Raw genomic sequence first — 24,183 nt, forward strand, 5'->3', positions numbered from 1 at the left:
TCACAGCCGCCGGGCCAGCACCTCGCGCCCCGGGCCGTCGAGGTCGACGAGCGCGGCGCGGCGGCCGGTGAGGGCCATCGCGAGGGCCTCCACCGTCCCGCTCACCGCGGGCCCGGTCCCGTGCCGCCACCCGGTGTCGGTGGCGCGGAGGGTGAGGCCGCCGGCGCGGGCCGGCGTCGTCAGCCCCGGCGCGACGCCCGGCGACACGAGGTGGTCCAGCAGCAGCACCCAGTCCTCGCGCGGGACGTCGGCGTCCAGCCCGAGGGGGCGGGCTAGGTCCCTCAGGTGCACGCAGGTCTCGGCGAAGGGCCCCATCGGACCCACCCGGGGCGGGTCGACGCGGTCGCCGGCGTGCCGGCGCAGGAGCGCGACGAGCTCGGCGGGCCCGGGCCGGGCCAGCCGCCGGGCGAGGGAGTCGACGGTCGCGGCGGTGTCGCCGCGGTGGCGGAGCGAGGCGAGGAGGAAGCGGCCGAAGCCGACCAGCATCGGCTGCAGCAGGTGCCCGGCGAGGACCCGGACCGTCCAGCCCTCGCAGAGGGTCCCGGCCTCCCACTGCGCGGGCCCGAGGCCCTCGAGCACGTCGGCCAGCCGCCGCCGGTTGCGGGCCGTGCGGGCGTGCACGTCGTCGCGGTTCACGGCCGGACCCCCTCGGTGTCCCGCTCGGTCTCCCCCTCTGCCGATGCCGCCCGGGCGCGGACGTCGCGCCCGAGCGCGGCCAGGACCGCGGCGGCGGTCGCCAGGTCGGCGGCGGAGCAGCCAGGGGCCAGGCGGCCGAGGTCGGCCAGCTCCCCGGCCCGCAGGTCCTCGAACGCCCGCCGTCCGTCCCCGGTGAGCTCGACCAGCACCGACCGCCGGTGCCCGGGGTTCGCGCTGCGGCGCGCGTGGCCGAGCCGGAGGAGGTCGTCGACGTGGCGCTGCACGTTCTGGCGCGCCAGGGACAGCGCGCGGGCCACCTGCGGGACGGTCGCGGGCCCGCTCTCGGCGAGGACCTCGACCACGGCCCGGGACCCGACGGTCCAGCCCCGGTCGCGGACCCGCGCCTCGACCACGCGGGCCGAGTCGAGCACCAGCGGGCGCGCCCGGCGCAGGACCTCGTAGACCGCCTCTCCCCGCGACATGACACCAACGATGTCATGTCAGGGTGCGGGGGCACCAGCCGGTCAGCTCCCCGACTGCTCCGGCGCCCGGTGCTCCTCGACCTCGAGGCGGTCGGCGAACAGCGGCGGCAGGAACCGCAGCATCAGGCTCGACCAGACCACGTGGGTGAGCACCGGCGCCTGGATGCCGCCGGTCATCTTGCGCTGGATGCCGAACATCAGCCCCATCGGCAGGCTGGCGAGCACCAGCGCCGGGTTGCGGGTAGCCACGGTGGCCAGGCCGTACACCGCCGTCGACACCACCACCGGCCGCTGCGTCCCCGCCGCCGCGTACAGCGCGCCGCGGAAGAACACCTCCTCGGCCACCCCGTTGGCGAGCGTCGTGGCGGCGACCAGCGGCGCCGAGCCCTGGTCGGCGTAGCGCAGCACCGAGCCGATCGCTCGCTCCAGCACCGGGATCCGGCGGGCCACCAGCGCCGCGGCGTAGAACGCGCCGAAGGCGCCGACGCCCGAGACGATCGGGGTGAGCAGCGGCCGCTGCAGCCGGTCGCCGGGGCCGAACATCCGCCCCAGGTGCAGCGGGCCGGAGGCCAGTCCCCCGGCCACCCAGGTGCCGGCCACGCCGAGGGTCAGCCCGTAGAAGCGGGGCGAGCCCGGCGGCGTCGACAGGGACACCCCCAGTAGCGATGCCCCGGCCACCGCGACGACACCGGTGACCCGCCGGCGGCGCCGGAACGCCGCGTCGGTCTCCCAGTGGTCTCGGGGCACGCTGCGCAGCAGCGGCCCGGCGACCCGGCGGACCCGGGCCTCCAGCGCGCGGGCGGCCCGCCCCCGGGTCACCGCCGCGCTCCCCGGGCGAGCCACCCGCCGCGCCGCTCACCGGCCGCTCGCCGGCGTTCGCGGGCGCGTTCCAGGAGGGCGGTGAGCACCATCTGGTCGTAGTCCACCGGGTCGAAGGGGACCACCCGGCGGATCGCGTCGTCGGTGACGACGACCTCGTTGGTCATCGAGTCGATGAGCGAGCGGCCGGTGGTGATGTCGACGTCGGTGACGAGGGACAGCCAGCGGGAGGACAGCTGCGGGCTGAGCAACGGCACGGGGACGACGAACAGGTGCCGGTTCTGGATGTCGGCCACGCGGGTGAGCATCTGCAGGTAGGTGAGCACCTCGGGGCCGCCGACCTCGAACACCCGCCCCTCGGCCTCCGGCGCCTCGAGGACGCCGACGAGGTACCGCACGACGTCGGCGACGGCGATCGGCTGCGTCCGCGTGTTCACCCAGCGCGGGGTGACCATCGCCGGCAGGTGCGCCACCAGCTGGCGGGTCATCTCCCACGACACCCCGCCGTGCCCGACGACGATCCCGGCGCGCAGCACGGTCACCGGCACCCCGGTCTCCCCCAGCAGCCGCTCGACCTCGCGGCGGCTGCGCAGGTGCCGCGAGAGCCGGTCGCCGTCGCGGCCCAGCCCGCCGAGGTAGACGATCCGGCGCACCCCGGCCGCGGCGGCGGCGCGGGCGAAGGCCCTCGCCGCGTCGGCGTCCTTGCGCTCGAAGTCCTCGTCGCCGAGGGAGTGCACGAGGTAGTAGGCGGCCCCGCAGCCCTCGAGCGCCTCGCGCAGCGACGCCTCGTCGCCCACGTCGCCCGCGACGGGCGTGCCGGCCCCGTCGTAGCGCTCCGGCCGGCGGGTCATCCCCCGGACCTCGTGGCCCGCCTCCTCCAGCGCGGTGGCCAGCCGGCCGCCCACGAACCCCGACGCACCGGTGACCAGGACTCTCACGCCCCCAGCCTTCCCCGGCCGGGCGCCGGGCGCGACCCGGTCGGGCACCATCGACCCGTGGACGGCGCACCTCCCCCGGACGGCGCGGACCTGCTGCGGACGGCGGCCGGGCGGCTGGAGGCGCTCGCGGCCCGGACGACGCCCGGCGACTGGCGGGTCGCCGGGCTGCTGGCCAGCCGGCCCGAGGTGGTCGCGCACGCCCCCGGCGGCGGCACCGAGCACGTGGCGGAGGCCCGGGCCGGGACCGGCGCCTGGATCGCGGCGCTGTCCCCCGCGCTGGCGGCGCCGCTCGCGGCCTGGCTGCACGCGGCGGCGCGGGAGCCGGGCGACCCGGCGGCCGAGGCGTTCGCCCGGGCGCTGCTCACCCGGCTGCCGTGAGGGCTGCGGGCTGGGCCCGTCCTGGGGATCACGTACGGCAGCGCTGCCGGTGTCCCTGAGCGGCCCACTCGGGGACAGGCCGCGCGCGCAGCTCGGAGGAGAACGACTCACCACTGGATCCGCTGGGGTCGTCCCGGTTGGCGATCACCGCAGCTCGGACGACGTCGTCCCCTGCGCCTCGAGACGCTTCGTGAACAGGACGAGATCGTCCCCGTCGGTCCAGTAGTCGGGAACACGGGTGTGCTCCGTGTACGCCAGAGCCCGGTAGAAGCCTCGCGTCCTGGCGTACTGCTCGGTGCCGGAGGTCCGGACGACGATGAGCCGCTGTCCTCGCTGCCGCAGATCGGCTTCCGCGTGACGCATCAGTGCCGCGCCGCGACCACCGCCCTGCAGGTCGGGCCGCACCGCGATCATCGTCAGGTCGTACGCGCGGTCCGCCGCCTCCTCCGGCCGGTAGAACAGCACGGACGCCAGTCCTCGTCCGTCGTCCGCGTCCGCGACGTAGCACGTGCTGCCCTCACCATCCGGCTCCAGGACGCCCTCGGTGAGGAACCCCGCCTCGTCCCGGCGGAACATGCCAGCCGCTACGACCAGATCGACCACTGCCGGGCCGTCTTCGGTCACGAACGCGCGCATGGCCTCTTCCAGATGCACGGGCGACGTGCCTCGGTGGCACGCCTTCATCCCGCGTGGTCGCGGCCAAGGTTCGGTCCGGACGTCCGGGAGTGCAAGTCGTATCGCGGTGTCCCTGAGGCCGCCTCCAGAGGCAGGGGCGGCGGCGGGCACGATCCGCAGGACCGGCCCCAGGGCGGGGTCAGGCCGGCGCATAGCGGGCGGCGATCGCGGCGGCGCGGTCGTGCAGGGCGGCGCGCAGCCAGCCCGGCGCCAGGGCCTCGCCGGCCGCCCCGAGCCGCCACAGCGCCCACTCCGCGTGCCGCCGGTCCTGGAAGGTGACCTCCAGCAGCGGCCGGCCGTCCGCGCCGGGTCCGTCGTCGGCGAACGGGCGGGTGGCGAGCGCCGTGGCCACCAGGTCCTCCTGCCGCCCGGGATCCACCCGCACCAGGACGGCGACCTGCTCGCCGCCGGTCCGGAACCGCGCGACGCGCTCGCGCCACAGCCGGTCCAGGTCGACGTCGGCGGGCCGCCGCGCGGGCTCCGGCAGCTCCGCGGCGTCCAGCACGCGGGCCAGCCGGTAGGTGCGGTCCTCGCCGCCGCGGGTGGCCAGTAGGTAGCCGCGGCCGCGCACGGTGACCAGGCCGATCGGGTCGACGGTGCGCCAGCCGGGGTCGCCCGCGGGCGGCGCGTAGTGGAGGCGCACGCGTCGTCCGGCCAGCACCGCGCGGCGGACCACGGCGACCGCGGGGCCGGGCACCTCCTCGGCGTCCGGCCGCTGCGCGACCAGGTCCACCGCCGGGTCGACCAGCAGCCGCCGCGCCGCGTCGCCGGCGGTGGCCCGGTGTCCCTCGGGCAGCGCGTCGACCACCTTGCGCAGCGCCGACGCCCGCGCGGGGCCGAGGCCGAACCCGCGCCCGCCGACGAGCAGGCCGAGCGCCTCGTCGGAGGTGAGCCCGGTCAGCTCGGTGCGGAACCCGGGCAGCAGCGCGAACCCGCCGTGCCGCCCGCGCTCGGCGTAGACGGGGACCCCCGCCGTCGACAGCGCCTCGACGTCGCGCAGCACGGTGCGCGTCGACACCTCCAGCTCGCGGGCGAGCTCGGCCGCGGTCAGCCGGCCGCGCTGGCGCAGCAGCAGCACCAGGGAGACCAGCCGATCGGCGCGCACGCGCGGGATCCTGCCGGGAAACGTGACAGGAGGTGTCGTGGTTCGCCGCCAGGCTCCCCGGCACGGGGCGGACGAGGGTCCGCGCCCGGGACGGAGGGAGCAGCGATGGCGGTGCAGAGGTCGGCGGTCGACCCGTGGACGTGGTCGGCGGCACTGGGGTTCTCGCAGGGCGTGGTGGTCACCGGGCAGTCCCGGACGCTGTGGTGCAGCGGGCAGACCGCGACCGACGGCGAGGGGAAGCCGCAGCACCCGGACGACGTGGCCGCGCAGCTGGCGCTGGCGCTGGACAACCTGGAGGCCGTGCTCGGCGGGGCCGGCATGGCGCTGGCCGACGTCGTCCGGCTCGAGGTCCTCACCACCGACGTCGACCGGCTGATGGAGTCCTACGGCGTGCTGGCTAGGCGCCTCGGCGCGGCCGGGGTCGCGCCGGCCACGACGATGCTCGGGGTGAGCCGGCTGGCGATGCCCGAGCTGCTCGTGGAGCTGCAGGCCACGGCCGTCGGGTGACTCAGCCGTCCTCGTCGCCGGGGTCCCCGGCGGGCAGCTCCGGCATCCCGGCCAGGGCCGCGGCGACGAGGGCGACGCCGGGGTCGGCGTCGGCGGCCAGGCGCCGTAGCGCCTCCCGGGCGGCCGGCCCGGGCACCTCGACCAGCGCCTGGGCCAGCCGGATGCGCACCGCCGGTCCGGCACCCGGGGCCCCGAGCTCGGCGACGAGGGCGGCGAGCACCGCGCCGGCGTCCGCGGGGTCCCGGGACAGCGCCCCGAGCGCCTCCGCGGCGTCGACGTCGGCGGTGCCCGCGACCACCATGGCGACGAGCGCGGGCACGGCGGCGGGCTCGCCGCGCCGGCCGAGCGCCAGGGACGCGTCCCCGCGGACCGCCGCGTCCGGGTCCGCCAGCGCCCCGCGCAGGAGGTCGTCGGCGCCCGGCGTCCCGGCCTGCGCGGCGACCGCCCGCACCGCGCGCCGGCGGACCGCCGCGTCGTCGGAGCGCAGGCCGCCGGCGAGGGCCGGGAGGCCGCCGTCCCCGGACCGGGCGAGCGCCCAGCGCAGCGCCCCCGCGACGTTCGGGTCGTCCTCGGCGAGCACCGCGCCGGCGAGCACCCGGGCGGGCACCGGCAGGTCGTCGGCGAGGGCCGCCCGCTGCCGGCGCGCGGCGCTGGGCGCGGCGAGCTCCTGCAGGAGCCCGACGACGCGCAGCACGTCGGGCCAGTCGGCCGGCGCGGACCCCTCGACGGCGCGCAGCCGCTCGAGCAGCTCGCGCTCCCGCGCGAGGCGCTCCTCGGCCGCCCGGACCAGGTCGGCCACCAGGGCGGCGGGCGCGAAGGCCGGGTCGGCGAGCGCCCGGCCGACCTGCTCGAGCGACAGGCCGAGCGAGCGCAGGCCCTCGACGGCGAAGATCCGGCGGACGTCGTCGGCGGAGTACTCGCGGTAGCCGCCCACGGTGCGCCCGCTCGGCGAGACCAGCCCCAGGGCGTCGTAGTGCCGCAGCATCCGGGCGCTCACCCCCGACCGGCGGGCCACCTCCCCGATCAGCACGCCGGGCCGATCACGATCCCGCGCCCTGCCCGGCGGCCACGGCCGCCGCCCGCTCGGGACCGAGGGCTGCCAAGCGCCGGGCGTCGGCGAGCGCCGCGTCGAACCCGGCCTCCGGGTCGCGCGCGAGCGCCTCGGTGGCGCGGGCGTGCGCCGCCGCCTCCGGGTCGGGCCCGGCCGCGACGCCGGCGAGGGCGGGTGCGGCGGCACCGCCGAGGGCGACCAGCGCCCGGCTGAGGCTCAGCCGCACGTCGCGGCCGCCCCGGCCGAGCTGCGACGCGAGCGCGGCGGCCAGGCGGGCCCGCTCGCCGTCGGGCGCGAGCGCGACCGCCGTCCGCCACGCGGTGCGCGCGACGTCGTCGTCGGGGTCGCGCAGCAGGTCGCCGGACACCCAGGCCCAGGCGCGGGCGTCGCCGAGCTTGGACAGGGTGTGCAGCGCCTGCGCGCGGGCGCGCGGCACCGGGGAGCCGAGCTCGCGGCGCAGCCGGGGCAGGGTCTCGCCGGCCGGCAGCCGGGTCAGCGCCCAGGTGAGCATGTCCCGCACGAACGAGTCGGGCTCCGCCGCGCACCGCCGCACGAGCACCTCCAGCAACCCGGGGCCGGGCGAGGAGCCGGCAGCCAGGGCCGCGCGCAGCCGGACCGACGGGTCCGGGGCGCCGAGGGCCTCCGCCAGACCGGCGGACGGGCCGGCGGGCGGGCCGGCGGGCGGGTTCGTCGTGGGCATCGGGACCACCTCCGGGGCCCAGCCGACACCCTGTCACGGTGTCAGGGTCAAGCCCCGGCGCGTGCGTCAGGACGAGACGGCAGCACCGGGACCAGCAGGTGCGAGTCGAAGCGCCCGCCGGTGTGCACCACCTGCCGGCCGCGGTTCACCGTCTCCCGGTGCCGGGCGAAGGTGAGGTGCTCCGGATACCGCATCACGTCGCTGCCCTGGACGACGAGCAGCAGCCGCTCCCCCGCCTCGAAGCGGGTGCCCGAGGGCCACACCTCGACGTCGAGCCGGGTCGGCTCCCCCGGGGTCAGCGGCAGCGCCCGCCGGTGGGCCAGCACCGGCATGGACTCGGTCGACCGCTCGGGGTCCAGCTCCCGGTGCGAGGCGCGCAGCCAGCCGTTGGCGACCGGCCCGTCCTCGAACTGCCCGTAGTAGGCGAACCCGACCTGCCGGCCCTCGGCGTCGAGCTTGAACAGCGCGACGAAGACGTCCATGTCGTCGGCCTCGTCGGCCGAGACCCACAGGGCCGCCTTCACGTGGCCGACGATCTCGGTCGCCTCCTCGAAGGTGATCTCGAAGGTCGCCCGGCGGGGGGCGAGCCCGCTGCCCAGCCCGTCGTAGCCGGCCTCCTCCTCGTCGCCGGGCGCCGCCCATCCCAGCGAGCCGTCGCCGGCCCGCAGGAACAGCCGGCGGTACCCGACGTCCTCCAGCGGCCACTCCCGGGCATCCCGCCAGGTCCCCTCGTTGTACGCACTGCGCACCTCGGCGCGCACCCGCGGCCAGGACTCGATCCCGGTGCCGGGCCGGTCCAGCAAGAAGTGGTCGAAGAAGGCCCGCTGGCGCTCGACCATCTCCGGCTCGTAGTAGTAGGCCCACTTCTTGCGCCCGTGGACGTCCAGCCACTTCTGCTCCGAGGAGATCCGGCGGAAGCCCTCGAGCGTGCCGCGCGAGTGCAGCCCCTGGTCGGCCCAGCTGGCGACCACGTAGGCGGGCACCCGGACGTCCTCCAGCGGCGGGACCTTGGAGGCCCAGAACTCGTCGAAGAAGGGGTGGGCGGCGGTCTCGGCCTCCAGGTCCTCGATCTCGGTGGTGCTCGCCCCCCACCGCTCCCAGATGTAGGGCCAGAACGAGGTCTCCGGGATCCCGCCATGCCGGGCGACCTCCCGGTAGGTGTCGTTCCACCCCTCCCACGGGTTGATGGCCGCGAGGTGCGGCGGGTCGAGCGCGGCCACCCGCCACTGCAGGCTGGCCAGGTAGGAGACGCCGGAGAGCCCCACCTTGCCGGCGCTCCACGGCTGCGTCCCGGCCCACTCGACGAGGTCGGCGAAGGCCCGGGCCTCCTCCGGCGAGTGGTAGGTGGCCCGGCCCTCGGAGTACCAGGTGCCCGGGCAGTCGGCGAGCACCAGCGCGTAGCCGTGGGGCAGCCAGTACTCCGGGTCGGGCGCCTCGAACGTCGTCAGGTCCGAGGTCCACTCCGGACGCACGCCGGCGGCGGGGTAGATCTGGCCGATCGGCGCCGGGTTGTGCTTGCCGTAGGGCGACCAGCTGACCAGGGGCGCGGCCGGCACGTCGGTGCCGGGCCGGTAGACGTCGACGTAGAGCACGTGGCCCTCGTCGCCGAAGGGGACGGCGACGTCCCGCTCGACCACCATGCCGGGACGGCGCTCCACGCGGTGCCGGGGCGGGCGGCCGGCCCGCGACTCCGGCGTGCTGCGCGGTGGGCGGAACAGGTACCCGGACCCCGTCACGGGCGCTCCCTCCGTCGGCGGGCGCCCGGCCGGGGGCGGACCGCCCGGGGCCGGGACGCCCGCTGTGCTCGCCCCTACCGGTACACGCCGGTCCGCACCCGGTCAACGCGGCCGGTCGACGCGGCCGGTCGACTCCCGCCCGGGCAGCCCGCGTCAGGAGTTCCCGCGGCGCTCCTGCTCGCGCTCGATCGCCTCGAACAGCGCCTTGAAGTTGCCCTTGCCGAAGCCGAGCGAGCCGTGCCGCTCGATGAGCTCGAAGAAGACGGTCGGCCGGTCGCCGGTGGGCCGGGTGAAGATCTGCAGCAGGTAGCCGTCCTCGTCGCGGTCGACCAGGATGCCGCGCCGCTGCAGCTCCGCCACCGGCACGCGCACCTCGCCGATGCGCGCCCGCAGCTCCGGGTCCTCGTAGTAGGAGTCCGGGGTGGGCAGGAACTCGACGCCCTCAGCGACCATGGCGTCGACCGCGCCGACGATGTCGTTGGTCGCCAGCGCGACGTGCTGCACGCCGGGGCCGCCGTGGTACTCGAGGTACTCGTCGATCTGCGACCGCTTCTTGCCCACCGCCGGCTCGTTGAGCGGGAACTTCACCCGGTGGTTGCCGTTGGCCACGACCTTGCTCATCAGCGCCGAGTAGTCGGTGGCGATGTCGTCGCCGATGAACTCGGCCATGTTGGTGAAGCCCATGACCCGGTTGTAGAAGCCGACCCAGGTGTCCATGGCGCCGAGCTCCACGTTGCCGACGACGTGGTCGACGGCCTGGAACAACCGCCGCGGGGCGCCGGGCCGCTTGACGTGGGACGACGTCCGCGCGACGTACCCGGGCAGGTACGGGCCGGTGTACCGGCTGCGGTCGACCAGCGTGTGGCGGGTCTCGCCGTAGGTGGCGATCGCGGCCAGCCGGACGGTGCCGTGCTCGTCGGAGAGGTCGTGCGGCTCCTCCAGCACGGTGGCGCCCTGCGCGCGGGCGTGCGCCACGCACCGGTCGACGTCGGGCACCGTGAGCGCGACGTCGCGGACGCCGTCGCCGTGCCGGCGGTGGTGGTCGGCGAGCTCGCTGGACGGCGAGTACGCCCCGGTGACGACGAAGCGGGCCGCGCCCGACCGCAGCACGTAGCCGTGGTGGTCCCGGTTGCCGGTCTCGGGGCCGGTGTAGGCGACGAGCTCCATGCCGAGGGCCGACTGGAGGAAGTGCGCCGTCTGCAGGGCGTTGCCGGCCACCCAGACCAGCGCGTCCCAGCCCGAGACCGGGAACGGGTCGGCCGAGTCGTCGTACTCGACCAGGCCGACCAGCTGACGGAGCTGGTCGAGGTCGAGCCGGGCGAGGCGCTCCTCGTCGGTGAGCGTCCGGTCGAGGGACATGGCGGCTCCTCCTGCTCGTCGTCGGCTCCTGTGCAGGGATCCCACGACCCGCCGGGTCGGCTGCGCAACCGGTAGCGCGAGGGGTGTGCAGACGGCACGATCTGCCGAGCAGGACTCGCATCCGGCTGGTCCGCGTGCACACCTCACGAGGGAGAGCCGCCCGTGGAGCCCCGGACGCCGCTGGACGCCCTCGACCTCGCCCTGCTCACCGCGCTGGACGGCGACGCGCGCACCGGAGCCCTGGAGCTGTCCCGCCTCGCCGGCGTCGCGCGGGCGACGGTGAGCGCGCGGCTGCGGCGGCTCGAGGAGGCCGGCGTCATCGGCGGCTACCGGGTCGACGTCGACCCGGCCGCCGCGGGCTTCGAGGTGCAGGCGTTCGTCACCCTCGAGATCGCCCAGGGCGCGATCGACGCCGTCCGGGCCGACCTCGAGGCCATCCCCGGCGTCCTCGAGGCGCACGCGACCACCGGCAGCGGCGACGTCCTGTGCCGGGTGGCCGCGGCCTCCCACGAGGCGCTGCAGCACACGCTGGTCGAGCTCAACCGGTCGGCCGCGGTGGTCCGCTCGACCAGCGTCGTCGTGCTGTCCACGCTCGTGCCCCGGCGCACCCTGCCGCTGCTGCGCTCCGGCGCGGCCGCGCACGCGGGCCGCTCGGCCATGCGCCCCCCGCCCGGCTGACGGGCCCGCCCTCCCCCGACCCGACCGAGCCGAAGGAGTCTCCGTCATGGCGTTCTACCGACAGGTGGGCGAGGTCCCGCCCAAGCGGCACACGCAGTTCCGCCGTCCCGACGGCGGGCTGTACTCCGAGGAGCTGGTGGGCGAGGAGGGGTTCAGCTCCGACTCCGCGCTGCTCTACCACCGCGGCAGCCCGTCGGCGATCGTCGACGCCCGCCCGTGGGAGCTGCCCGACCAGACCCTCACCCCGAACGCGCCGCTCGTCCCCCGGCACCTGCGGCTGCACGACCTGTTCCCCGGCGCGGCGCACGAGGACACCGACGCGGTCACCGGCCGGCGCCTGGTCCTGGGCAACGCCGACGTCCGCATCTCCTACGCCGTCTCCTCGCGGACCAGCCCGTACTACCGCAACGCCACCGGCGACGAGTGCGTCTTCGTCGAGCGCGGCGCCGCCACCGTGGAGACCACCTTCGGCGCGCTGGAGGTCGGGCAGGGCGACTACGTCGTCCTCCCGCGCACGACGACGCACCGCTGGGTGCCCACCGGCGACGAGCCGCTGCGCACCTACGCCATCGAGACGAACTCCCACATCGCCCCGCCGAAGCGGTACCTCTCGCGGTACGGGCAGTTCCTCGAGCACGCGCCCTACTGCGAGCGCGACCTGCGCGCCCCGGTGGGGCCGCTGCTGGCCGAGGGCACCGACGTCGAGGTGTACGTCAAGCACCGCGGCGCCGGCCCCGGCGGCCTGGCCGGCACCGTGCACGTCCTGCCCGAGCACCCCTTCGACGTCGTCGGGTGGGACGGCTGCCTCTACCCCTATGCGTTCGACGTCGCGGACTTCGAGCCGATCACCGGCCGCGTGCACCAGCCGCCGCCGGTGCACCAGGTGTTCGAGGGCGGCGGCTTCGTGATCTGCAACTTCGTGCCGCGGAAGGTCGACTACCACCCGCTCGCGGTGCCGGTGCCCTACTACCACTCCAACGTCGACAGCGACGAGATCATGTTCTACGTCGACGGCGACTACGAGGCCCGCAGGGGGTCGGGCATCGGCCGCGGCTCGGTGTCGGTGCACCCCGGCGGGCACTCCCACGGCCCGCAGCCCGGCGCCGTCGAGCGCTCCCTGGGCGCCGAGGCGTTCGACGAGCTGGCCGTCATGGTCGACACCTTCCGCCCGCTCGACCTCGGCGAGGCCGGCCTCGCCGCCGACGACGGCGCCTACGCCTGGACCTGGTCGGGCCGCGGGCCGGGCGCCTGACCCGTCCCGGGCGGTCCGGCGCGGCCCGGGGTCACTCGGCGAACAGCGCGCCCAGGGCGGCGGCGACGTCGGCGTGGTCGCGCACCAGCCGCACCCGGCCGCGGCCGAGCCGGGCCAGGTCGCGGCCGAGGTCGACGTCCCTCTCGCCGGAGACGTCGAGCAGCACGTCCAGGCGCGGTAGCCGGGCGGCGGTCAGCCGCGGGTCGGGCCCGGCGTTGTGCACGCAGTCCGACAGCAGCAGCACCCGCGCGTCCCGGGCCGGCACCCCGGCCAGCTGCCGGGCCGCGGTCTCCAGCGCGAAGGACACGTTGGTCAGCCCCTGGGTGGGCACCCGCAGCAGCAGGTCGAGGACGGCGAGCGGGGCGACCGTCTCCCCCGGCCGGACGAGCACCGCGGCGTCGGACCAGAACGCGACGACGCCGACCCGGTCGCGGGTCAGCTCGCCGGCCAGCGCGCCGACCGCGGCGGCCGCCGTGCGCACCCGCTCGCCCTTCATCGACCCGGACACGTCGACGACGAGCACCACCGACCGGCGGCGGCGCACCCGCTCGCGCACCAGCACGTCCCGCTCGCCCGGGAACGGGTTCCCGGCGACCGCGTCGAGGGTGCGCTCGAGGTCGAGCTCGTCGGAGCCGCCGCTCCACGGCAGGGTGCGCAGCTCCCCGACCCCGCGGCGGGGGCGCCGGTCGGCGGGCGGGCGGGGCACCGCGAGGCGGCGCGCGATGGCCCGGGCGCGGGCGCGGGTCCGCTGGTCCGCGGCAGCGTCGGCCGTCAGGTCGGCCAGCGGCACCAGGTCGGCCGGCTCGTCGGTGGTGCCCGGCGCCGAGCCGCCGGCCGGGCCGCCGGTGCGGGTGCGCCGCCGGTCCCCGGAGGACAGCGCCAGTCCGTTGCCGCCCGGCGCGGGGCGGTACAGCGAGGGCGCCTCGGTGAGCTGCTTGGGCTTGCGGCGCAGCGGCCGGGTGCCGCGCGGCGCGCCGGGCCGGTCCCGGCGGCGCGTCAGCGGCGAGTCCGCCTCGACGGTCCTTCAACCGGGGCCGGCGGCGGCGGGGGCGAGCAGGAAGTGGTCCTCCCAGATCTCGCGCAGCACCGCCTCGGGCGTGGACTCGACCGTCTCGTCGACGGCGATCCGGCCCGACAGCGCCAGCAGCAGGGCGTCGAGCACCGTGCCCGTGTAGTCCTCCGGCAGGCCGCGCGGCGGGGCCACCGACGGCTCGGCGGGCAGCGCGACCTCGCGCATGTCGGCCAGCTGGGCGGCGACCAGCGCGAGGTCGATCGCGCCGCGCACGCTGCTGCCCTGCCGGACGTCCTCGCGGCCGCGGGTGGCGCGGGTGAGCGCGACGGCGTCGGCCACCAGCCGCGGTGAGGCCAGCCCGGTGCGGCGGGCGACGATGCCCCGCTCGGCCTCGGCGTCCTGGTAGCCGACGGCCAGCCGCACCAGCCGGTCGGAGATCGACGAGGACAGCCGCGTGGTGCCGATCGCGTCGTAGGGGTTCATCGAGGCGACCACCCGGAAGGTGGGCAGCGCCTCGACCACGCCGACGTGCGGCACCGCCAGCCGCCGCTCGGCCATCGCGGTGAGCAGCGTGTTGAGCGTGTCCTCCGGCGCCCGGTTGAACTCCTCCAGGTACAGGAAGCCGCCCGCGCGCATCGCCTGCACCAGCGGCCCGGGCACGAAGTTCTCCGGCCGGTAGTCCTCGCGCAGCACCCGCGCCGGGTCGTGGTGCCCGACCAGCCGGGTCGGCGTCAGGTCCGCGTTGCCCTCCACGAACACCAGCGGCACCCCCCACTCGGCGGTGATCGCCCGCAGCAGCGTCGACTTAGACGTCCCCGGCGGCCCCTCCAGCACCACGTCGCGCCCGGCGGCGACGGCGGCCAGCAGCAGGTCCAGCTCGTGCGCCCGCCCCACCAGGTGGGCGGCCACCCGGCGGCGCACCTCCCGCACCGACGCGCCGGCGTCGTGCCGCACCCGCGAGCCGGTCACCACCGGGTCGTCGTCGGGACCGGAGGCGGGAGACGGACCAGGGCCGGGGACGTCGGGCGAGGACGGGGGCGGCACCCGGCGGACGGTAGTGACACCCGGTGCCACAGGGCAACCCGCGGCCGGTGGCCCCGCGGCCGGTCAGCCGGCGGCACCGTCCGGGGGCAGCAGCAGGTCCAGCATCCGGCCCAGCAGGACGCCGAGCTCCTCGCCGGGGTGCCGCGTCCAGTGCTCGTGCGCGGCGAGGGTCGCCGCGAGGACGGCGTGTCCGACGGCGAGCGGGAACAGCGGATCGGCGTGCGGCACGGTGCGCGCGTGCTCGACGGCGAGCTGCCGCCAGGCCGCCCACACCCGGACGGCGTGCGCCTGCACCGCCGGGACGGCGAAGAAGACCTGCGCCCGGTGGAACGCCCAGCTGCGCTCCTCCGGCGGGAACTCCAGCGCCTCGACCACCGCGCGCACCACCCGGGCCCGCCAGGACTCCCCCGTCCGGCCCGCCGCGAGCCCCGCGCGGAACCGCTCGACCTCCCGGGGGGAGTCGACGAACAGCACGTCGGCCTTGGTCGGGAAGTAGCGGAAGAAGGTGCGCCGGCTGATCCCGGCGGCCGCGGCGACGTCGTCGACGCTCGTGGCGTCGAAGCCGCGCTCGACGAAGATCCGCTGCGCGACGGCCGCGACCTCGTGCGCGCTGCTCACCGGCGGGCGCCCGCCGCGCTCCCCCGCCGTTGCCCGACTGCTCCCCACGCGGTCAGCGTGCCAGCCCGCGGCCCTTCCGTTGTGACACCCGGTGCCATAACGTGCGACGGGGATCACACCGACGAGGGAGGAGCAGTCGTGGGACGACTCGAGGGCCAGGTCGCCTTCATCACCGGGGCCGCGCGCGGACAGGGCCGCAGCCACGCCGTCCGGCTCGCGCAGGAGGGTGCCGACGTCATCGCCGTCGATGTCTGCAAGCAGGTGGAGACGGTGCCCTACCCGACCGCGACGCCCGACGACCTGGCCGAGACCGTGCGCCAGGTGGAGGCGCTCGACCGGCGCATCGTCGCCGCCGAGGTCGACGTCCGGGACCTCGCGGGCCTGACCCGGGCGGTCGACGACGGCGTCGCCCAGCTCGGCCGGCTCGACATCGTGCTCGCCAACGCCGGCATCTCCACGCCCGCCTCCACGCTGGAGATGGACGAGGAGACCTGGCAGACGATGATCGACGTCAACCTGACCGGCGTCTGGAAGACGCTGCGCGCCTCGGTGCCGCACGTCGTCGCCGGCGGGCGCGGCGGGTCGGTCGTGCTCACCAGCTCGCTGGCGGCCATCTACGCCAACCCGAACACCGCGCACTACTCCGCGGCGAAGGCCGGCCTGGTCATGCTCGCCAAGGTCATGGCCAAGGAGCTGGCGCCGCACCGCATCCGGGTCAACACCGTCCACCCGACGACGGTGGCCACCGACATGATCCTCAACGAGCCGACCTACCGGCTCTTCCGCCCCGACCTGGAGCACCCGACGCGGGCCGACTTCGAGGAGGCGGCGCTGACGCTCAACGCGCTGCCGGTCCCGGCCATGGAGGCCGTCGACATCAGCAACGCCGTCCTCTACCTCGTGTCCGACGACGGCCGCTACGTCACCGGCACCACCCACGTGGTGGACGCCGGCGGTCAGCTCTGAGAGGGGGAGGAACGGCCATGGGCATGCTCGACGGGAAGGTCGCGCTCATCACCGGCGGCGCGCGCGGGCAGGGTCGTGCGCACGCCACCACCTGCGCCCGCGAGGGCGCCGACGTCGTGCTGGTCGACATCGCCGACCAGCTGGAGACCGTCCCCTACCGGATGGCCACCCAGGACGACCTCGCCGAGACCGTGCGGCAGGTCGAGGCGCTGGACCGGCGGGCGCTGGCGGTCACCGCCGACGTCCGCTCGCAGGAGCAGCTCGACGGCGCCGTGGCGCAGGGGCTGGCCGAGTTCGGGCAGATCGACATCCTGCTCGCCAACGCCGGCATCTGGACGCAGGGCGCGTTCTGGGAACTGTCGGACCAGTCGTGGGACGAGATGATCGGCGTCAACCTCACGGGCGTCTGGCGCTCGGCGAAGGCCGTCGCGCCGCACATGATCGAGCGGCAGACCGGGTCGATCGTCATCACGTCGTCGGTCAACGGCCTGGAGCCCGGCGCGAACTACGCGCACTACGTGGCGGCCAAGTTCGGCGTCGTCGGGCTGATGAAGAACATCGCGCTGGAACTGGCCCCGCACGGCATCCGCTGCAACTCGGTGCACCCGGGCGCCATCCGCACGCCGATGACCGACCACCAGGGCGCGTGGGACATGTTCGCCGGCCACGAGGGCGGCACCGAGGCCGACCTGGTCGAGGGCGGCTACGGCTTCCACGCGCTCAAGGGGACGACGTTCATGGACCCGCAGGTCATCGCCGACACGGCGCTGTACCTCAACTCCGACCTGGCGGCGAAGGTCACCGGCGTGACCATCCCGGTCGACGCCGGGCACATGGTCCTGCCGGGGGTGAACACCGCGCCGGTCCGGTGAGCCCCGCCGGCCCGCTCCCCGCCGCGGGGAGCGGGCCGGCGCCTCAGGAGCCGGCGGTGAGCTGCCGGCCCATCGCCTCGTGCACGGCCTGGATCGCCTGCAGCGGGCGGACCATCACGCGGAACTCCGCGATCCTCCCGGCGTCGTCGCAGCGGATGATGTCGACGCCGTTGACGTACCGGCCGCCCACGCTGGTCTCGAACTCCAGCACCGCGGTGTCCCCCGCGGCGACCTGCTTCGTGTAGCGGAAGGCGCCCGGGCCCTCGCCGGCCAGCGCGACCGCCGCCGCCTCCAGGTACCGCCTCGTGACCGCCTTGCCCTCCTGCGGCGTGAACACCACCGGGGAGAGGAAGACGACGTCGTCGGCGAGCAGCTCGTCCAGCGCGCCCGGCGGCCGCTCGTCCATGTAGCGGTGCCAGCGGGCGACGACGTCGTCGATCACGGGTGCCTCCAGGCGTCTCGCGGGATGTCGGGTGCCGCGATCCTGCACCGTCACACCCGGGCGCGCTGCGGTCCCTCCGCGTCGAGCCAGCCGACCACCGCGGTGCGGGTGGCGGCCGACAGCCGGTGCCAGTCGGCCAGCGGCACCCGCGGCAGGCCGGCCGCGCGGCAGGCGGCGGCCACCGCGCCGGGCGGGGCCTCCGGGTCCCAGGCGGGGTCGAGCACCACCGCGGGGCGGCCGGCCGTCGTCGCGAGCAGGTCGGCCAGCGTGTAGCCGGGCCGGGCGCGCAGCAGCGGCTCGCCGCAGCTGGGCGCGACCAGGACCGTGCCCGCCGTCGTCACCTCGCCCAGCGCGGACAGGTGCAGCGCCACCAGGGCGCCGGTGCCGTAGGCGGCCACCCACGGCCGGTCGTGCCCGGTGGCGGCCGCGGCGACGGCGGCCACCGCGGCCGCGTCGGCGGTCATCCGGGCCAGCGGCGAGGAGCCCGGCGCGGGCTGCTCGGCGTGCCGGGCGCCGCTGCCCACCGGGTCGTGGCAGGCCACCACCCAGCCGGCCTCGGCGAGCTGGGCGGGCAGCGGCTCGGCCTGCTCGTAGCCGGCCCGCCAGCCGGTCGCCGCGCACGGCGGGCCGAGCCAGAGCACCAGCCCGCGGCCGCCGCCCCCGCCGGGCGGGGTCAGCAGCGTGACCGCGACGCCGTCCGGGGTGCGCAGCTCCCCCGCGCCCGGAGCGCCCGCCGTCGTCCCGGGCGGCCCGAGGGCGGCGCGGACGGCGACGCGCAACTCCTCCCCGCGCACCGGGCGCGGCCCCGGGCGCACCCGGTCGGCGGGCCACGGCACCGGCGATGACGCCACCGGCGGGCGCGCGGCGCGCCGGGGCGGGCCGCCGAGCACGGACTGCGCCCAGTCCAGCTGGGCGGTGACGGCGGACTCGTCGGCGCGGTGCCCGCCGGGGCGCAGCGCCAGCTCCAGCCCGCCCGGCCGGCCGAGGAGGGCCCACGCGTCGCGCGCGGCGTCGACGGCGGCGCGGGCGGCCGGCACGCGCTCGACCGGGTCCTCGACGGCGACCGACACCAGCACGGGCCGCGGCGCCGCCAGCGCGAGCAGCTCGTGGGCGTCGGTGGGCAGCCGGTGCTCGCGGCCGGCGAACCAGCGCAGCCGCGGGTGGTACCAGTCCGGGTAGTGCCGGGTGAGCAGCTCCACGCCCTCGCCGAAGTGCCGGTCGGTGCACAGCCGCGCGGGGATCGCCCCGAGCACCCCGCTGGAGCTGGAGACGACGCCGGCGAAGCGGTCGTCGAAGGCGGCGGCCAGCAGCGCCGTCTTGCCGTTGCGGCTGTGCCCGCCGACGAGCACCCGCCGCGCGTCCACCCCGGGCTGGTCCTGCAGCGCGTCGAGCACCCGCGACAGCGCCCACGCCCGCCACGCCAGGCGGCCGGCGACGACGGAGGGGTGCGCCCGCTCGACGTCGGCGGTGTCGTCGTCGCCGTCGGCGGCCGAGACCAGGCACGCGCCCCAGCCGCGGGCCAGCGCCGCCTCCGCCCACGAGCCGTGGCTGGACTGCAGCAGGTAGACCGGGACGTCGCGGCGCACGCCGGCCGCGGGCACCGGCAGCAGCAGGCGCGCCCGCACCGACCAGCCGTCGCCCACTCCGATCTCGCGCGCCTCGACGCCGCCGTCGGTGCGCACCGAGGCGACCCGGGCGGACGTGCGGCGCGGCGCGGGCGGCAGGTCGCCGGTCAGCCACCGCCGCCAGCGGGCGCGCAGCACGGCGCGGCGGGCCGGCCACGCCGCGGCCCCGGCGCGGCCGCCCGGGAGGCCCTCGGCCGGCGACCACAGGCCGGTGCGCGCCGGGAGGCGGGCGAAGTCGGGCGCCGGCTCGCCGCCGGCGGCCCGCCACGCCTCGAACGGCCCGCTGGGCGGCAGGGCGCCGGCGAGCTCCGCGGTGTAGCGACGGCGGCGGGCCGCGGCCGTGCGCGCGTCCCGGGACCGGCCCGGCATCACCTGCGTCATGCGCCCGCACCGTAGGACCGCGGGGCACCCGCGCGGGTGTCCGCGGTGTTGCGTCTGTGCTGCATCGGGCGCGCGGGGTTCGAGCGGCCCGGCGCGGGGGCATCAGGGCCGCGTGCGCGTGCTGCTGGTGATCACCGACGAGGACTGGTACGAGGACGCCGGCTACGCCGCGGCGTGGGTGCGGGCGCTGGAGGAGGAGGGCGCGGAGGTCGAGCGGCTGGCCCGGGTGCCCGACGACTGGCCGGTCTCCGGCCCGCCGGCCGGGCGCTACGACCTGGCGGTCGCGCACGTGCTGGTCGAGGAGGTCGTGGCCTACGCGCCGACCTTCGCCTTGGCCACGCTGCTCGAGGCCGCGGGCGTGCCGCTGCTCAACCCGGTCACCTCGATCGTCGCGTCGGCCGACAAGTTGGTGACGCACGCCGTCTGGGCCGCCGCCGGGGTGCCGCAGCCGGCCGCCTGGGACCTGGCCCGGCTGCGCGAGTGGCCGATGCCCGGGCGGCAGATGGTGCTCAAGCCCTCGCTCGGCGACGGCGCCCGCTACATCGAGCTGGTGGGCGACCTCGACGCCGCCCGCCGGGTCGAGGAGGGCTGGCGCGCCGACGAGGCGGCCGGCGGGCACCGGCGCGGCACCTCGCTGCTGCAGGAGTGGATCGCCGAGCCCGCGTGCGCGCGGGTGTTCGCCACGCCCACCGGCACCTCGCTGGTCTACGAGAAGTCGCGGGAGGAGGGCGCCCTGGTCACCCACGGCACCGTCTACCCGACGGTCTACGAGGCGCCGCCGGAGATGGCACGCCTCGCCCAGCGGATGGTCGCCGCGCTGGGCGGGGGCCTCATGGGCGTCGACGTGCTGGTCGAGCCCGGCGGCCGGCTTGTGGCGCTGGAGGCCAACGCGCCGTTCGGCTTCGACGTCACCGACCCGGAGCAGGGGCGGTGGGTGGCCCGCGCGGCGCTCGCCGTCGCCGAGCGGGCGGCCGCGGCGCGCCGGACGGCCGCCGCGTGAGCGGCGGGACCAGCCTGGACGAGGCGCTGCTGCCCGACGGGACCGACCGGGCGCACGCGGCCGCGGCGCTGGCCGCCGTCCGCCGGTACGGCCCGGCCGCGCTGGCCGCCGACGTCGCCCGCGGCGCCGCCGGCCTCGGTCTCCTGCACGGACCGGCCGAGGAGGCGCACCCGTTCACCGTCGACCCGGTGCCGCGGGTGCTCGAGCGCGCCGAGTGGCACGAGCTGGCCACGGGCCTCGACCAGCGGCTGCGAGCGCTGGAGGCGTTCGTCGCCGACGCCCACGGGCCACGCGAGGCGGTGCGCGCCGGCGTCCTGCCCGCCGAGGTGCTCGACACCAACCGGTACCTCGCCCCCGGCCTGCCGGCGCCGCGGCGCTGGATCGGCATGGCCGGGCCCGACCTCGTCCGCGGTGCCGACGGGCGGCTCGTCGTCCTCGAGGACAACGTGCGCACGCCGACGCTGCTGGCCTACGCCCTGGCCGCGCGGGACCTGGTGGCCCCCCGGCTGGGCGTGGAGCCGGGCCCCGCCCCGGTGCGCGAGGTCGCGGTGACCGCGATGCGGCGGATGCTCGCCGACGCCACCGGCCTGTCCGACCCGGTCGTGGCCGTCCTCGGCGACGGCCCGCGCAGCGCGGTGTCGTGGGAGATCGACCGGCTCGGCGAGATGGTCGGTGCGCCGGTCGTGCTGCCCGCGGAGCTCACCGCCCGCGGCGACGACGTGCTGCTGCCCGACGGCCGCCGGGTGGACCTGCTGTGGCGGCGCACCAGCGAGGAGCGCCTGACCGACGACGACGGCCGGGCCAACGAGCTCGGAGAGCTGCTGCTGGACCCGCTGCGCGCCGGCACGGTGACCGTCGTCAACGCCTTCGGCACCGGCGTGGCCGACGACAAGCGCACCTTCCCCTACGTCGAGGACCTGGTCCGCTTCTTCACCGGCGAGGAGCCGCTGCTGCGCTCCCAGCCGGCCTACGACCTCGGCGACCCGGCGCAGTGCCGGGAGGCGCTGGCCCGGCTGCCCGAGCTCGTGGTGAAGCCGCGGTCGGGCTCGGGCGGGCACGGCGTGCTCATCGGCCCGCGGGCCACCGCCGCGCAGCTCGAGCGCGTGCGCGCCGAGGTGCTGGCCGCGCCCGGGGAGTGGATCGCCCAGGAGCCGGTGGCGCTGTCCACCCACCCGACCGTCGTCGACGGCGCCCTCGCGCCCCGGCACGTGGACTACCGGCCCTACGCCTTCTGCACCGACGGCGGGACGGTCGTGCTGCCCGGCGGCTTCACCCGGGTGTCGCTCACCGAGGGCGAGCTGGTGGTCAACGCGTCCCAGGGCGGGGGCGGCAAGGACACGTGGGTGGTCGGCTGACGGCACCGGTCACCCGGACGGGGGACACCGCGCCGGGACCTGTCAGACCTCCTGACCAGCATGGAGGCATGACCGCACCTCGTCGTGTGCAGCTGTCCCGGGCGCGCGGCTGGCGCAAGCCGGCCGGCACCGTGGTCGTCGCGCGCCCCTCCCGCTGGGGCAACCCGTTCCGCGTCGGCGAGACCTACCTGTTCCCCGCCGGCGACCCCTCCGACCCGGCGGCCTGGCCGGTGCCCACGCACCGCGAGCCGGGCCTCTCCGACGACGGCGCCCGCGTCGTCCGCTGCCCCGACCGGGCCACCGCCGTCGAGTGGTACCGCCGCTGGGCCGGCGAGGCGCACCGCGAGCAGGCCCGCCGGCTGCTGCGCGGCCGCTCCCTCGCCTGCTGGTGCCCGATCGACGAGCCGTGCCACGCCGACGTGCTCCTCGAGATGGCGAACCCGGTCCGTCTCCGGACGTGACCGACGACTCGTTGGCGCCCCAACCATTGGGGCACCAAGCGTCTATCGTCGAGGCATGACAGCCGCCGGGTCCCCCGCGCTCCCCGAGGACGTGCTGGCCCTCGACCGCCAGGTCTGCTTCGCCCTGTCGGTGGCCGCGCGCAACGTCGTCGCCGTCTACCGCCCCGTGCTGGAGCCGATGGGGCTCACCCACCCCCAGTACCTCGTGATGCTGGCGCTGTGGCAGCACGGGTCCCTGTCGGCGACCCGGCTGTCCGGGCTGCTCCAGCTCGACCCGGGCACGCTCTCGCCGCTGCTCAAGCGGCTCGAGGCCGCCGGCCTGCTGCGCCGCGAGCGGGACCCGGGCGACCAGCGCACCCTCGCCCTCACCCTGACCGACCGCGGCCGGGAGCTGCGCGAGCAGGCGGAGCGGATCCCCGGGGGGATCGTCGAGCGCCTCGGGATGCCGCTGGAGGAGCTCACCGCACTGCACGGCGCGCTCACCCGCGTCATCGCCGCGTCGCAGCAGGCCCTCGGGACGGCGGCCGCGTCGTGACCCCGCCCCGCACCCCCGGCGAGCCGGTCGTCCGGCCCGCCCCGCACCGCTGGCTCTGGTACGCCCTCGGCGGCGGGCTCCCCGCGCGCTCCCGCGGCTGGGTGCTGCACGACACCACCACCGGCACCTGGTGGGCGCGCCACGTCGTGCGCAGCCTCGTGCAGATGGCCGTGCCGATCGCCCTGGTGATGGTGGTGCTCCCGGCCCCGTGGGGGCTGCGCGTCGCCGTCGCCGGCGGCGGCGTCGCCCTCGGCCTCGTCTACTCCCTCGCCTACATGGTCGAGGCCACCGAGAACCGCGTGGTCAAGGCCGGCTACCCCGTCGGCACCGCGGGCGCCATCCGCGAGGCCCGGTGGGAGGAGCGCGAGGAGCGCGACCGCCGGCGGCGCCGCGAGGCCGCGGCGAAGCGGGCCGCCCGCTACCGCGACCGCGCCGGCCGCTGAGCCGCACATGACGGTCCCGTGACGGCACGGGTGCCGCCGCCCGCTCCGGGTACCCCCGGTGCATGAGCAACGACGACAAGATCAGCAACAAGGTGGACGAGCTGGCCGGCCGCGGCAAGGAGACCGTCGGCAACGCGACGGGCGACCGCGACCTGCAGGCCGAGGGTCAGGGCCAGCAGGCGAAGGGCAACCTCAAGCAGGCCGGCGAAAAGATCAAGGACGCCTTCAAGTAGGCCCGACACACCCCTGCGCGACGGGCGCCGGCTCCCCTCGGGGGCCGGCGCCCGTCGCGTGTCCGGGGGCCACATGACGGTCCCGTGACGGGCCGTTTCCCGCCCCGGGCCGGCAGGTACCCGCCCCGGCCATGATCGGTTTCCTCGTCGCCGGCCTCGTCATCGGCGCCCTCGCCCGCCTCGTCACGCCCGGCCGCCAGCGGCTCGGCATCCTCGCCACCCTGCTGCTGGGCCTCGCCGGCTCCGTCATCGGCGGCACGATCGCCAACCTGCTGGGCACCGGCGACGTCTTCGAGCTCAACGTCCTCGGCTTCGTCGTCGCCGTGATCGCCGCGGTGCTGCTGATCGGCGTCGCCGAGGGCATCGCCGGCTCCCGCCACCGTTCGGTGCGCTGACCCCCTTCCCTCCCCTCCGCGGCCGGGCCCCTCGGGGCCCGGCCGCCGTCGTGTCCGGGTCAGGACGCCGGGGCGCCCCGCCCGCGCACCCCGCCCCGCCGGCCCCGGCCGCCCTGCACCTGCAGGACCCGCCACAGGCCGGTCCGGCGCAGCATGTCCGAGGTCCGCCCGTCGGCGCCGCGCAGCACCACCCCGCCGCCCCGGGCGCGGCAGATCCGGTGCGCCCACAGGAACGTGGCGAGGGCCGGGCTGGCGAGGGAGTCGACCCGGGCGAGGTCGACGACGATCCGCCGGGCGCCGCGCAGCAGCGCGTCGTGCAGCAGCCAGCGGGCATCGGCCAGGCCGTCGGCGAGCACCTCCGGGTCGAGCACGACGACGACCTCGTCGTCCTCCCCCGCGGGCACTCCGCTGGTCATGGGCTCCCCCGTCCGGCGCGGTCGGCGTGCACCACGACCCTGCCCACGGCGCGTTGCGGTCCGCGGTGC

General features: G+C 77.1%; 29 protein-coding genes. 13 read left to right on the forward strand and 16 right to left on the reverse strand.

Features of this window, described 5'->3' with window-relative positions:
* The 4 genes from ACI78R_RS09720 to ACI78R_RS09735 are packed head-to-tail and all read right to left on the reverse strand — an operon-like array spanning position 1 to position 2,875.
* Complete coding sequence (locus tag ACI78R_RS09720) at positions 1-636, reverse strand: maleylpyruvate isomerase family mycothiol-dependent enzyme (RefSeq protein WP_457040551.1); 636 nt, start codon at positions 634-636, stop codon at positions 1-3.
* Entirely contained in the window at positions 633-1,118 is a 486-nt protein-coding gene (locus tag ACI78R_RS09725; RefSeq protein ID WP_073419928.1) for a MarR family transcriptional regulator, read from the reverse strand. The genes ACI78R_RS09720 and ACI78R_RS09725 overlap by 4 nt, the downstream gene beginning before the upstream one ends.
* A gap of 42 nt (positions 1,119-1,160) precedes the next feature.
* Positions 1,161-1,937, reverse strand: a complete 777-nt coding sequence (locus ACI78R_RS09730) for a CPBP family intramembrane glutamic endopeptidase (protein WP_457040552.1) — start codon at positions 1,935-1,937, stop codon at positions 1,161-1,163.
* The gene (locus ACI78R_RS09735) at positions 1,934-2,875 is read right to left on the reverse strand and encodes an NAD(P)H-binding protein (RefSeq protein ID WP_457040553.1); all 942 of its coding nucleotides are present in this window, start codon (positions 2,873-2,875) and stop codon (positions 1,934-1,936) included. The genes ACI78R_RS09730 and ACI78R_RS09735 overlap by 4 nt, the downstream gene beginning before the upstream one ends.
* 57 nt (positions 2,876-2,932) lie before the next feature.
* On the opposite strand from ACI78R_RS09735, the gene ACI78R_RS09740 reads away from it, so the two are divergent.
* Entirely contained in the window at positions 2,933-3,253 is a 321-nt protein-coding gene (locus tag ACI78R_RS09740) for a hypothetical protein (RefSeq protein WP_457040554.1), read from the forward strand.
* Between the two features lie 144 nt (positions 3,254-3,397).
* Here the strand turns inward: ACI78R_RS09740 and ACI78R_RS09745 are convergent, their stop codons facing one another.
* Complete coding sequence (locus ACI78R_RS09745) at positions 3,398-3,889, reverse strand: GNAT family N-acetyltransferase (protein WP_457040555.1); 492 nt, start codon at positions 3,887-3,889, stop codon at positions 3,398-3,400.
* Between the two features lie 178 nt (positions 3,890-4,067).
* Positions 4,068-5,033: a helix-turn-helix transcriptional regulator gene (locus tag ACI78R_RS09750; RefSeq protein WP_457040556.1), complete on the reverse strand. Its 966-nt coding sequence runs from the start codon at positions 5,031-5,033 to the stop codon at positions 4,068-4,070.
* Positions 5,034-5,138: 105 nt separating this feature from the next.
* Between ACI78R_RS09750 and ACI78R_RS09755 the strand changes: the two genes are divergently transcribed.
* Positions 5,139-5,540: a RidA family protein gene (locus ACI78R_RS09755; RefSeq protein ID WP_457040557.1), complete on the forward strand. Its 402-nt coding sequence runs from the start codon at positions 5,139-5,141 to the stop codon at positions 5,538-5,540.
* Position 5,541: 1 nt separating this feature from the next.
* On the opposite strand, the gene ACI78R_RS09760 is transcribed toward ACI78R_RS09755, so the two are convergent.
* The 4 genes from ACI78R_RS09760 to hppD all read right to left on the reverse strand — a co-directional run bounded on the left by ACI78R_RS09760 (position 5,542) and on the right by hppD (position 10,386).
* Positions 5,542-6,570: a MerR family DNA-binding transcriptional regulator gene (locus ACI78R_RS09760; RefSeq protein WP_457040558.1), complete on the reverse strand. Its 1,029-nt coding sequence runs from the start codon at positions 6,568-6,570 to the stop codon at positions 5,542-5,544.
* A gap of 10 nt (positions 6,571-6,580) precedes the next feature.
* Positions 6,581-7,291: a HEAT repeat domain-containing protein gene (locus ACI78R_RS09765; protein WP_457040559.1), complete on the reverse strand. Its 711-nt coding sequence runs from the start codon at positions 7,289-7,291 to the stop codon at positions 6,581-6,583.
* Between the two features lie 47 nt (positions 7,292-7,338).
* Positions 7,339-9,027: a CocE/NonD family hydrolase gene (locus ACI78R_RS09770; RefSeq protein ID WP_457040560.1), complete on the reverse strand. Its 1,689-nt coding sequence runs from the start codon at positions 9,025-9,027 to the stop codon at positions 7,339-7,341.
* 153 nt (positions 9,028-9,180) lie between these two features.
* Positions 9,181-10,386, reverse strand: coding sequence for a 4-hydroxyphenylpyruvate dioxygenase (gene hppD / locus ACI78R_RS09775; protein WP_457040561.1), 1,206 nt, complete (start codon positions 10,384-10,386; stop codon positions 9,181-9,183).
* 162 nt (positions 10,387-10,548) lie between these two features.
* On the opposite strand from hppD, the gene ACI78R_RS09780 reads away from it, so the two are divergent.
* Positions 10,549-11,064, forward strand: coding sequence for an Lrp/AsnC family transcriptional regulator (locus ACI78R_RS09780; RefSeq protein WP_073419938.1), 516 nt, complete (start codon positions 10,549-10,551; stop codon positions 11,062-11,064).
* 46 nt (positions 11,065-11,110) lie between these two features.
* A complete protein-coding gene (locus ACI78R_RS09785) occupies positions 11,111-12,316 on the forward strand; it encodes a homogentisate 1,2-dioxygenase (RefSeq protein ID WP_457040562.1) in 1,206 nt (401 codons plus the stop codon).
* Between the two features lie 31 nt (positions 12,317-12,347).
* On the opposite strand, the gene ACI78R_RS09790 is transcribed toward ACI78R_RS09785, so the two are convergent.
* From ACI78R_RS09790 to ACI78R_RS09800, 3 genes are all read right to left on the reverse strand, one after another.
* A complete protein-coding gene (locus ACI78R_RS09790) occupies positions 12,348-13,106 on the reverse strand; it encodes a VWA domain-containing protein (RefSeq protein WP_457040563.1) in 759 nt (252 codons plus the stop codon).
* A gap of 234 nt (positions 13,107-13,340) precedes the next feature.
* Entirely contained in the window at positions 13,341-14,372 is a 1,032-nt protein-coding gene (locus tag ACI78R_RS09795; RefSeq protein ID WP_457040564.1) for an AAA family ATPase, read from the reverse strand.
* A 63-nt stretch (positions 14,373-14,435) separates the two neighbouring features.
* A complete protein-coding gene (locus ACI78R_RS09800) occupies positions 14,436-14,990 on the reverse strand; it encodes an acyl-CoA-like ligand-binding transcription factor (protein WP_457040565.1) in 555 nt (184 codons plus the stop codon).
* A gap of 138 nt (positions 14,991-15,128) precedes the next feature.
* Here ACI78R_RS09800 and ACI78R_RS09805 point away from each other — a divergent pair, with 138 nt between their 5' ends.
* A complete protein-coding gene (locus ACI78R_RS09805; RefSeq protein WP_457040566.1) occupies positions 15,129-15,956 on the forward strand; it encodes a mycofactocin-coupled SDR family oxidoreductase in 828 nt (275 codons plus the stop codon).
* A 17-nt stretch (positions 15,957-15,973) separates the two neighbouring features.
* Positions 15,974-16,828, forward strand: coding sequence for a mycofactocin-coupled SDR family oxidoreductase (locus tag ACI78R_RS09810; RefSeq protein ID WP_073419943.1), 855 nt, complete (start codon positions 15,974-15,976; stop codon positions 16,826-16,828).
* Between the two features lie 43 nt (positions 16,829-16,871).
* Here ACI78R_RS09810 and ACI78R_RS09815 read toward each other — a convergent pair whose 3' ends face one another.
* Positions 16,872-17,270 (reverse strand): nuclear transport factor 2 family protein, encoded by a 399-nt coding sequence (locus ACI78R_RS09815; protein WP_457040567.1) that lies wholly within the window; start codon positions 17,268-17,270, stop codon positions 16,872-16,874.
* A 50-nt stretch (positions 17,271-17,320) separates the two neighbouring features.
* Positions 17,321-19,276: a glucuronyl esterase domain-containing protein gene (locus ACI78R_RS09820; protein ID WP_457040568.1), complete on the reverse strand. Its 1,956-nt coding sequence runs from the start codon at positions 19,274-19,276 to the stop codon at positions 17,321-17,323.
* Positions 19,277-19,388: 112 nt separating this feature from the next.
* On the opposite strand from ACI78R_RS09820, the gene ACI78R_RS09825 reads away from it, so the two are divergent.
* From ACI78R_RS09825 to ACI78R_RS09855, 7 genes are all read left to right on the forward strand, one after another.
* On the forward strand, positions 19,389-20,276 hold the full coding sequence (locus ACI78R_RS09825; RefSeq protein ID WP_073419945.1) for an ATP-grasp domain-containing protein: 888 nt from the start codon (positions 19,389-19,391) through the stop codon (positions 20,274-20,276).
* Positions 20,273-21,631, forward strand: a complete 1,359-nt coding sequence (locus ACI78R_RS09830) for a circularly permuted type 2 ATP-grasp protein (protein WP_457040569.1) — start codon at positions 20,273-20,275, stop codon at positions 21,629-21,631. Before ACI78R_RS09825 ends, ACI78R_RS09830 begins: the two co-directional genes overlap by 4 nt.
* Before the next feature lie 68 nt (positions 21,632-21,699).
* Positions 21,700-22,092 carry a DUF4326 domain-containing protein gene (locus tag ACI78R_RS09835; protein WP_457040570.1) on the forward strand — a complete coding sequence of 131 codons (393 nt, stop codon included), beginning with the start codon at positions 21,700-21,702 and terminating at the stop codon, positions 22,090-22,092.
* 55 nt (positions 22,093-22,147) lie between these two features.
* The gene (locus tag ACI78R_RS09840; RefSeq protein ID WP_457040571.1) at positions 22,148-22,627 is read left to right on the forward strand and encodes a MarR family winged helix-turn-helix transcriptional regulator; all 480 of its coding nucleotides are present in this window, start codon (positions 22,148-22,150) and stop codon (positions 22,625-22,627) included.
* The gene (locus ACI78R_RS09845) at positions 22,624-23,070 is read left to right on the forward strand and encodes a DUF5313 family protein (protein ID WP_457040572.1); all 447 of its coding nucleotides are present in this window, start codon (positions 22,624-22,626) and stop codon (positions 23,068-23,070) included. Before ACI78R_RS09840 ends, ACI78R_RS09845 begins: the two co-directional genes overlap by 4 nt.
* Before the next feature lie 62 nt (positions 23,071-23,132).
* Entirely contained in the window at positions 23,133-23,303 is a 171-nt protein-coding gene (locus tag ACI78R_RS09850) for a CsbD family protein (RefSeq protein ID WP_073419950.1), read from the forward strand.
* 131 nt (positions 23,304-23,434) lie between these two features.
* Positions 23,435-23,698, forward strand: a complete 264-nt coding sequence (locus ACI78R_RS09855) for a GlsB/YeaQ/YmgE family stress response membrane protein (RefSeq protein ID WP_073419951.1) — start codon at positions 23,435-23,437, stop codon at positions 23,696-23,698.
* Positions 23,699-23,757: 59 nt separating this feature from the next.
* Here the strand turns inward: ACI78R_RS09855 and ACI78R_RS09860 are convergent, their stop codons facing one another.
* On the reverse strand, positions 23,758-24,114 hold the full coding sequence (locus ACI78R_RS09860; RefSeq protein ID WP_073419952.1) for an STAS domain-containing protein: 357 nt from the start codon (positions 24,112-24,114) through the stop codon (positions 23,758-23,760).
* Positions 24,115-24,183: the final 69 nt, after the last annotated feature.

The sequence above is a fragment of the Geodermatophilus sp. SYSU D01106 genome (assembly GCF_054049995.1).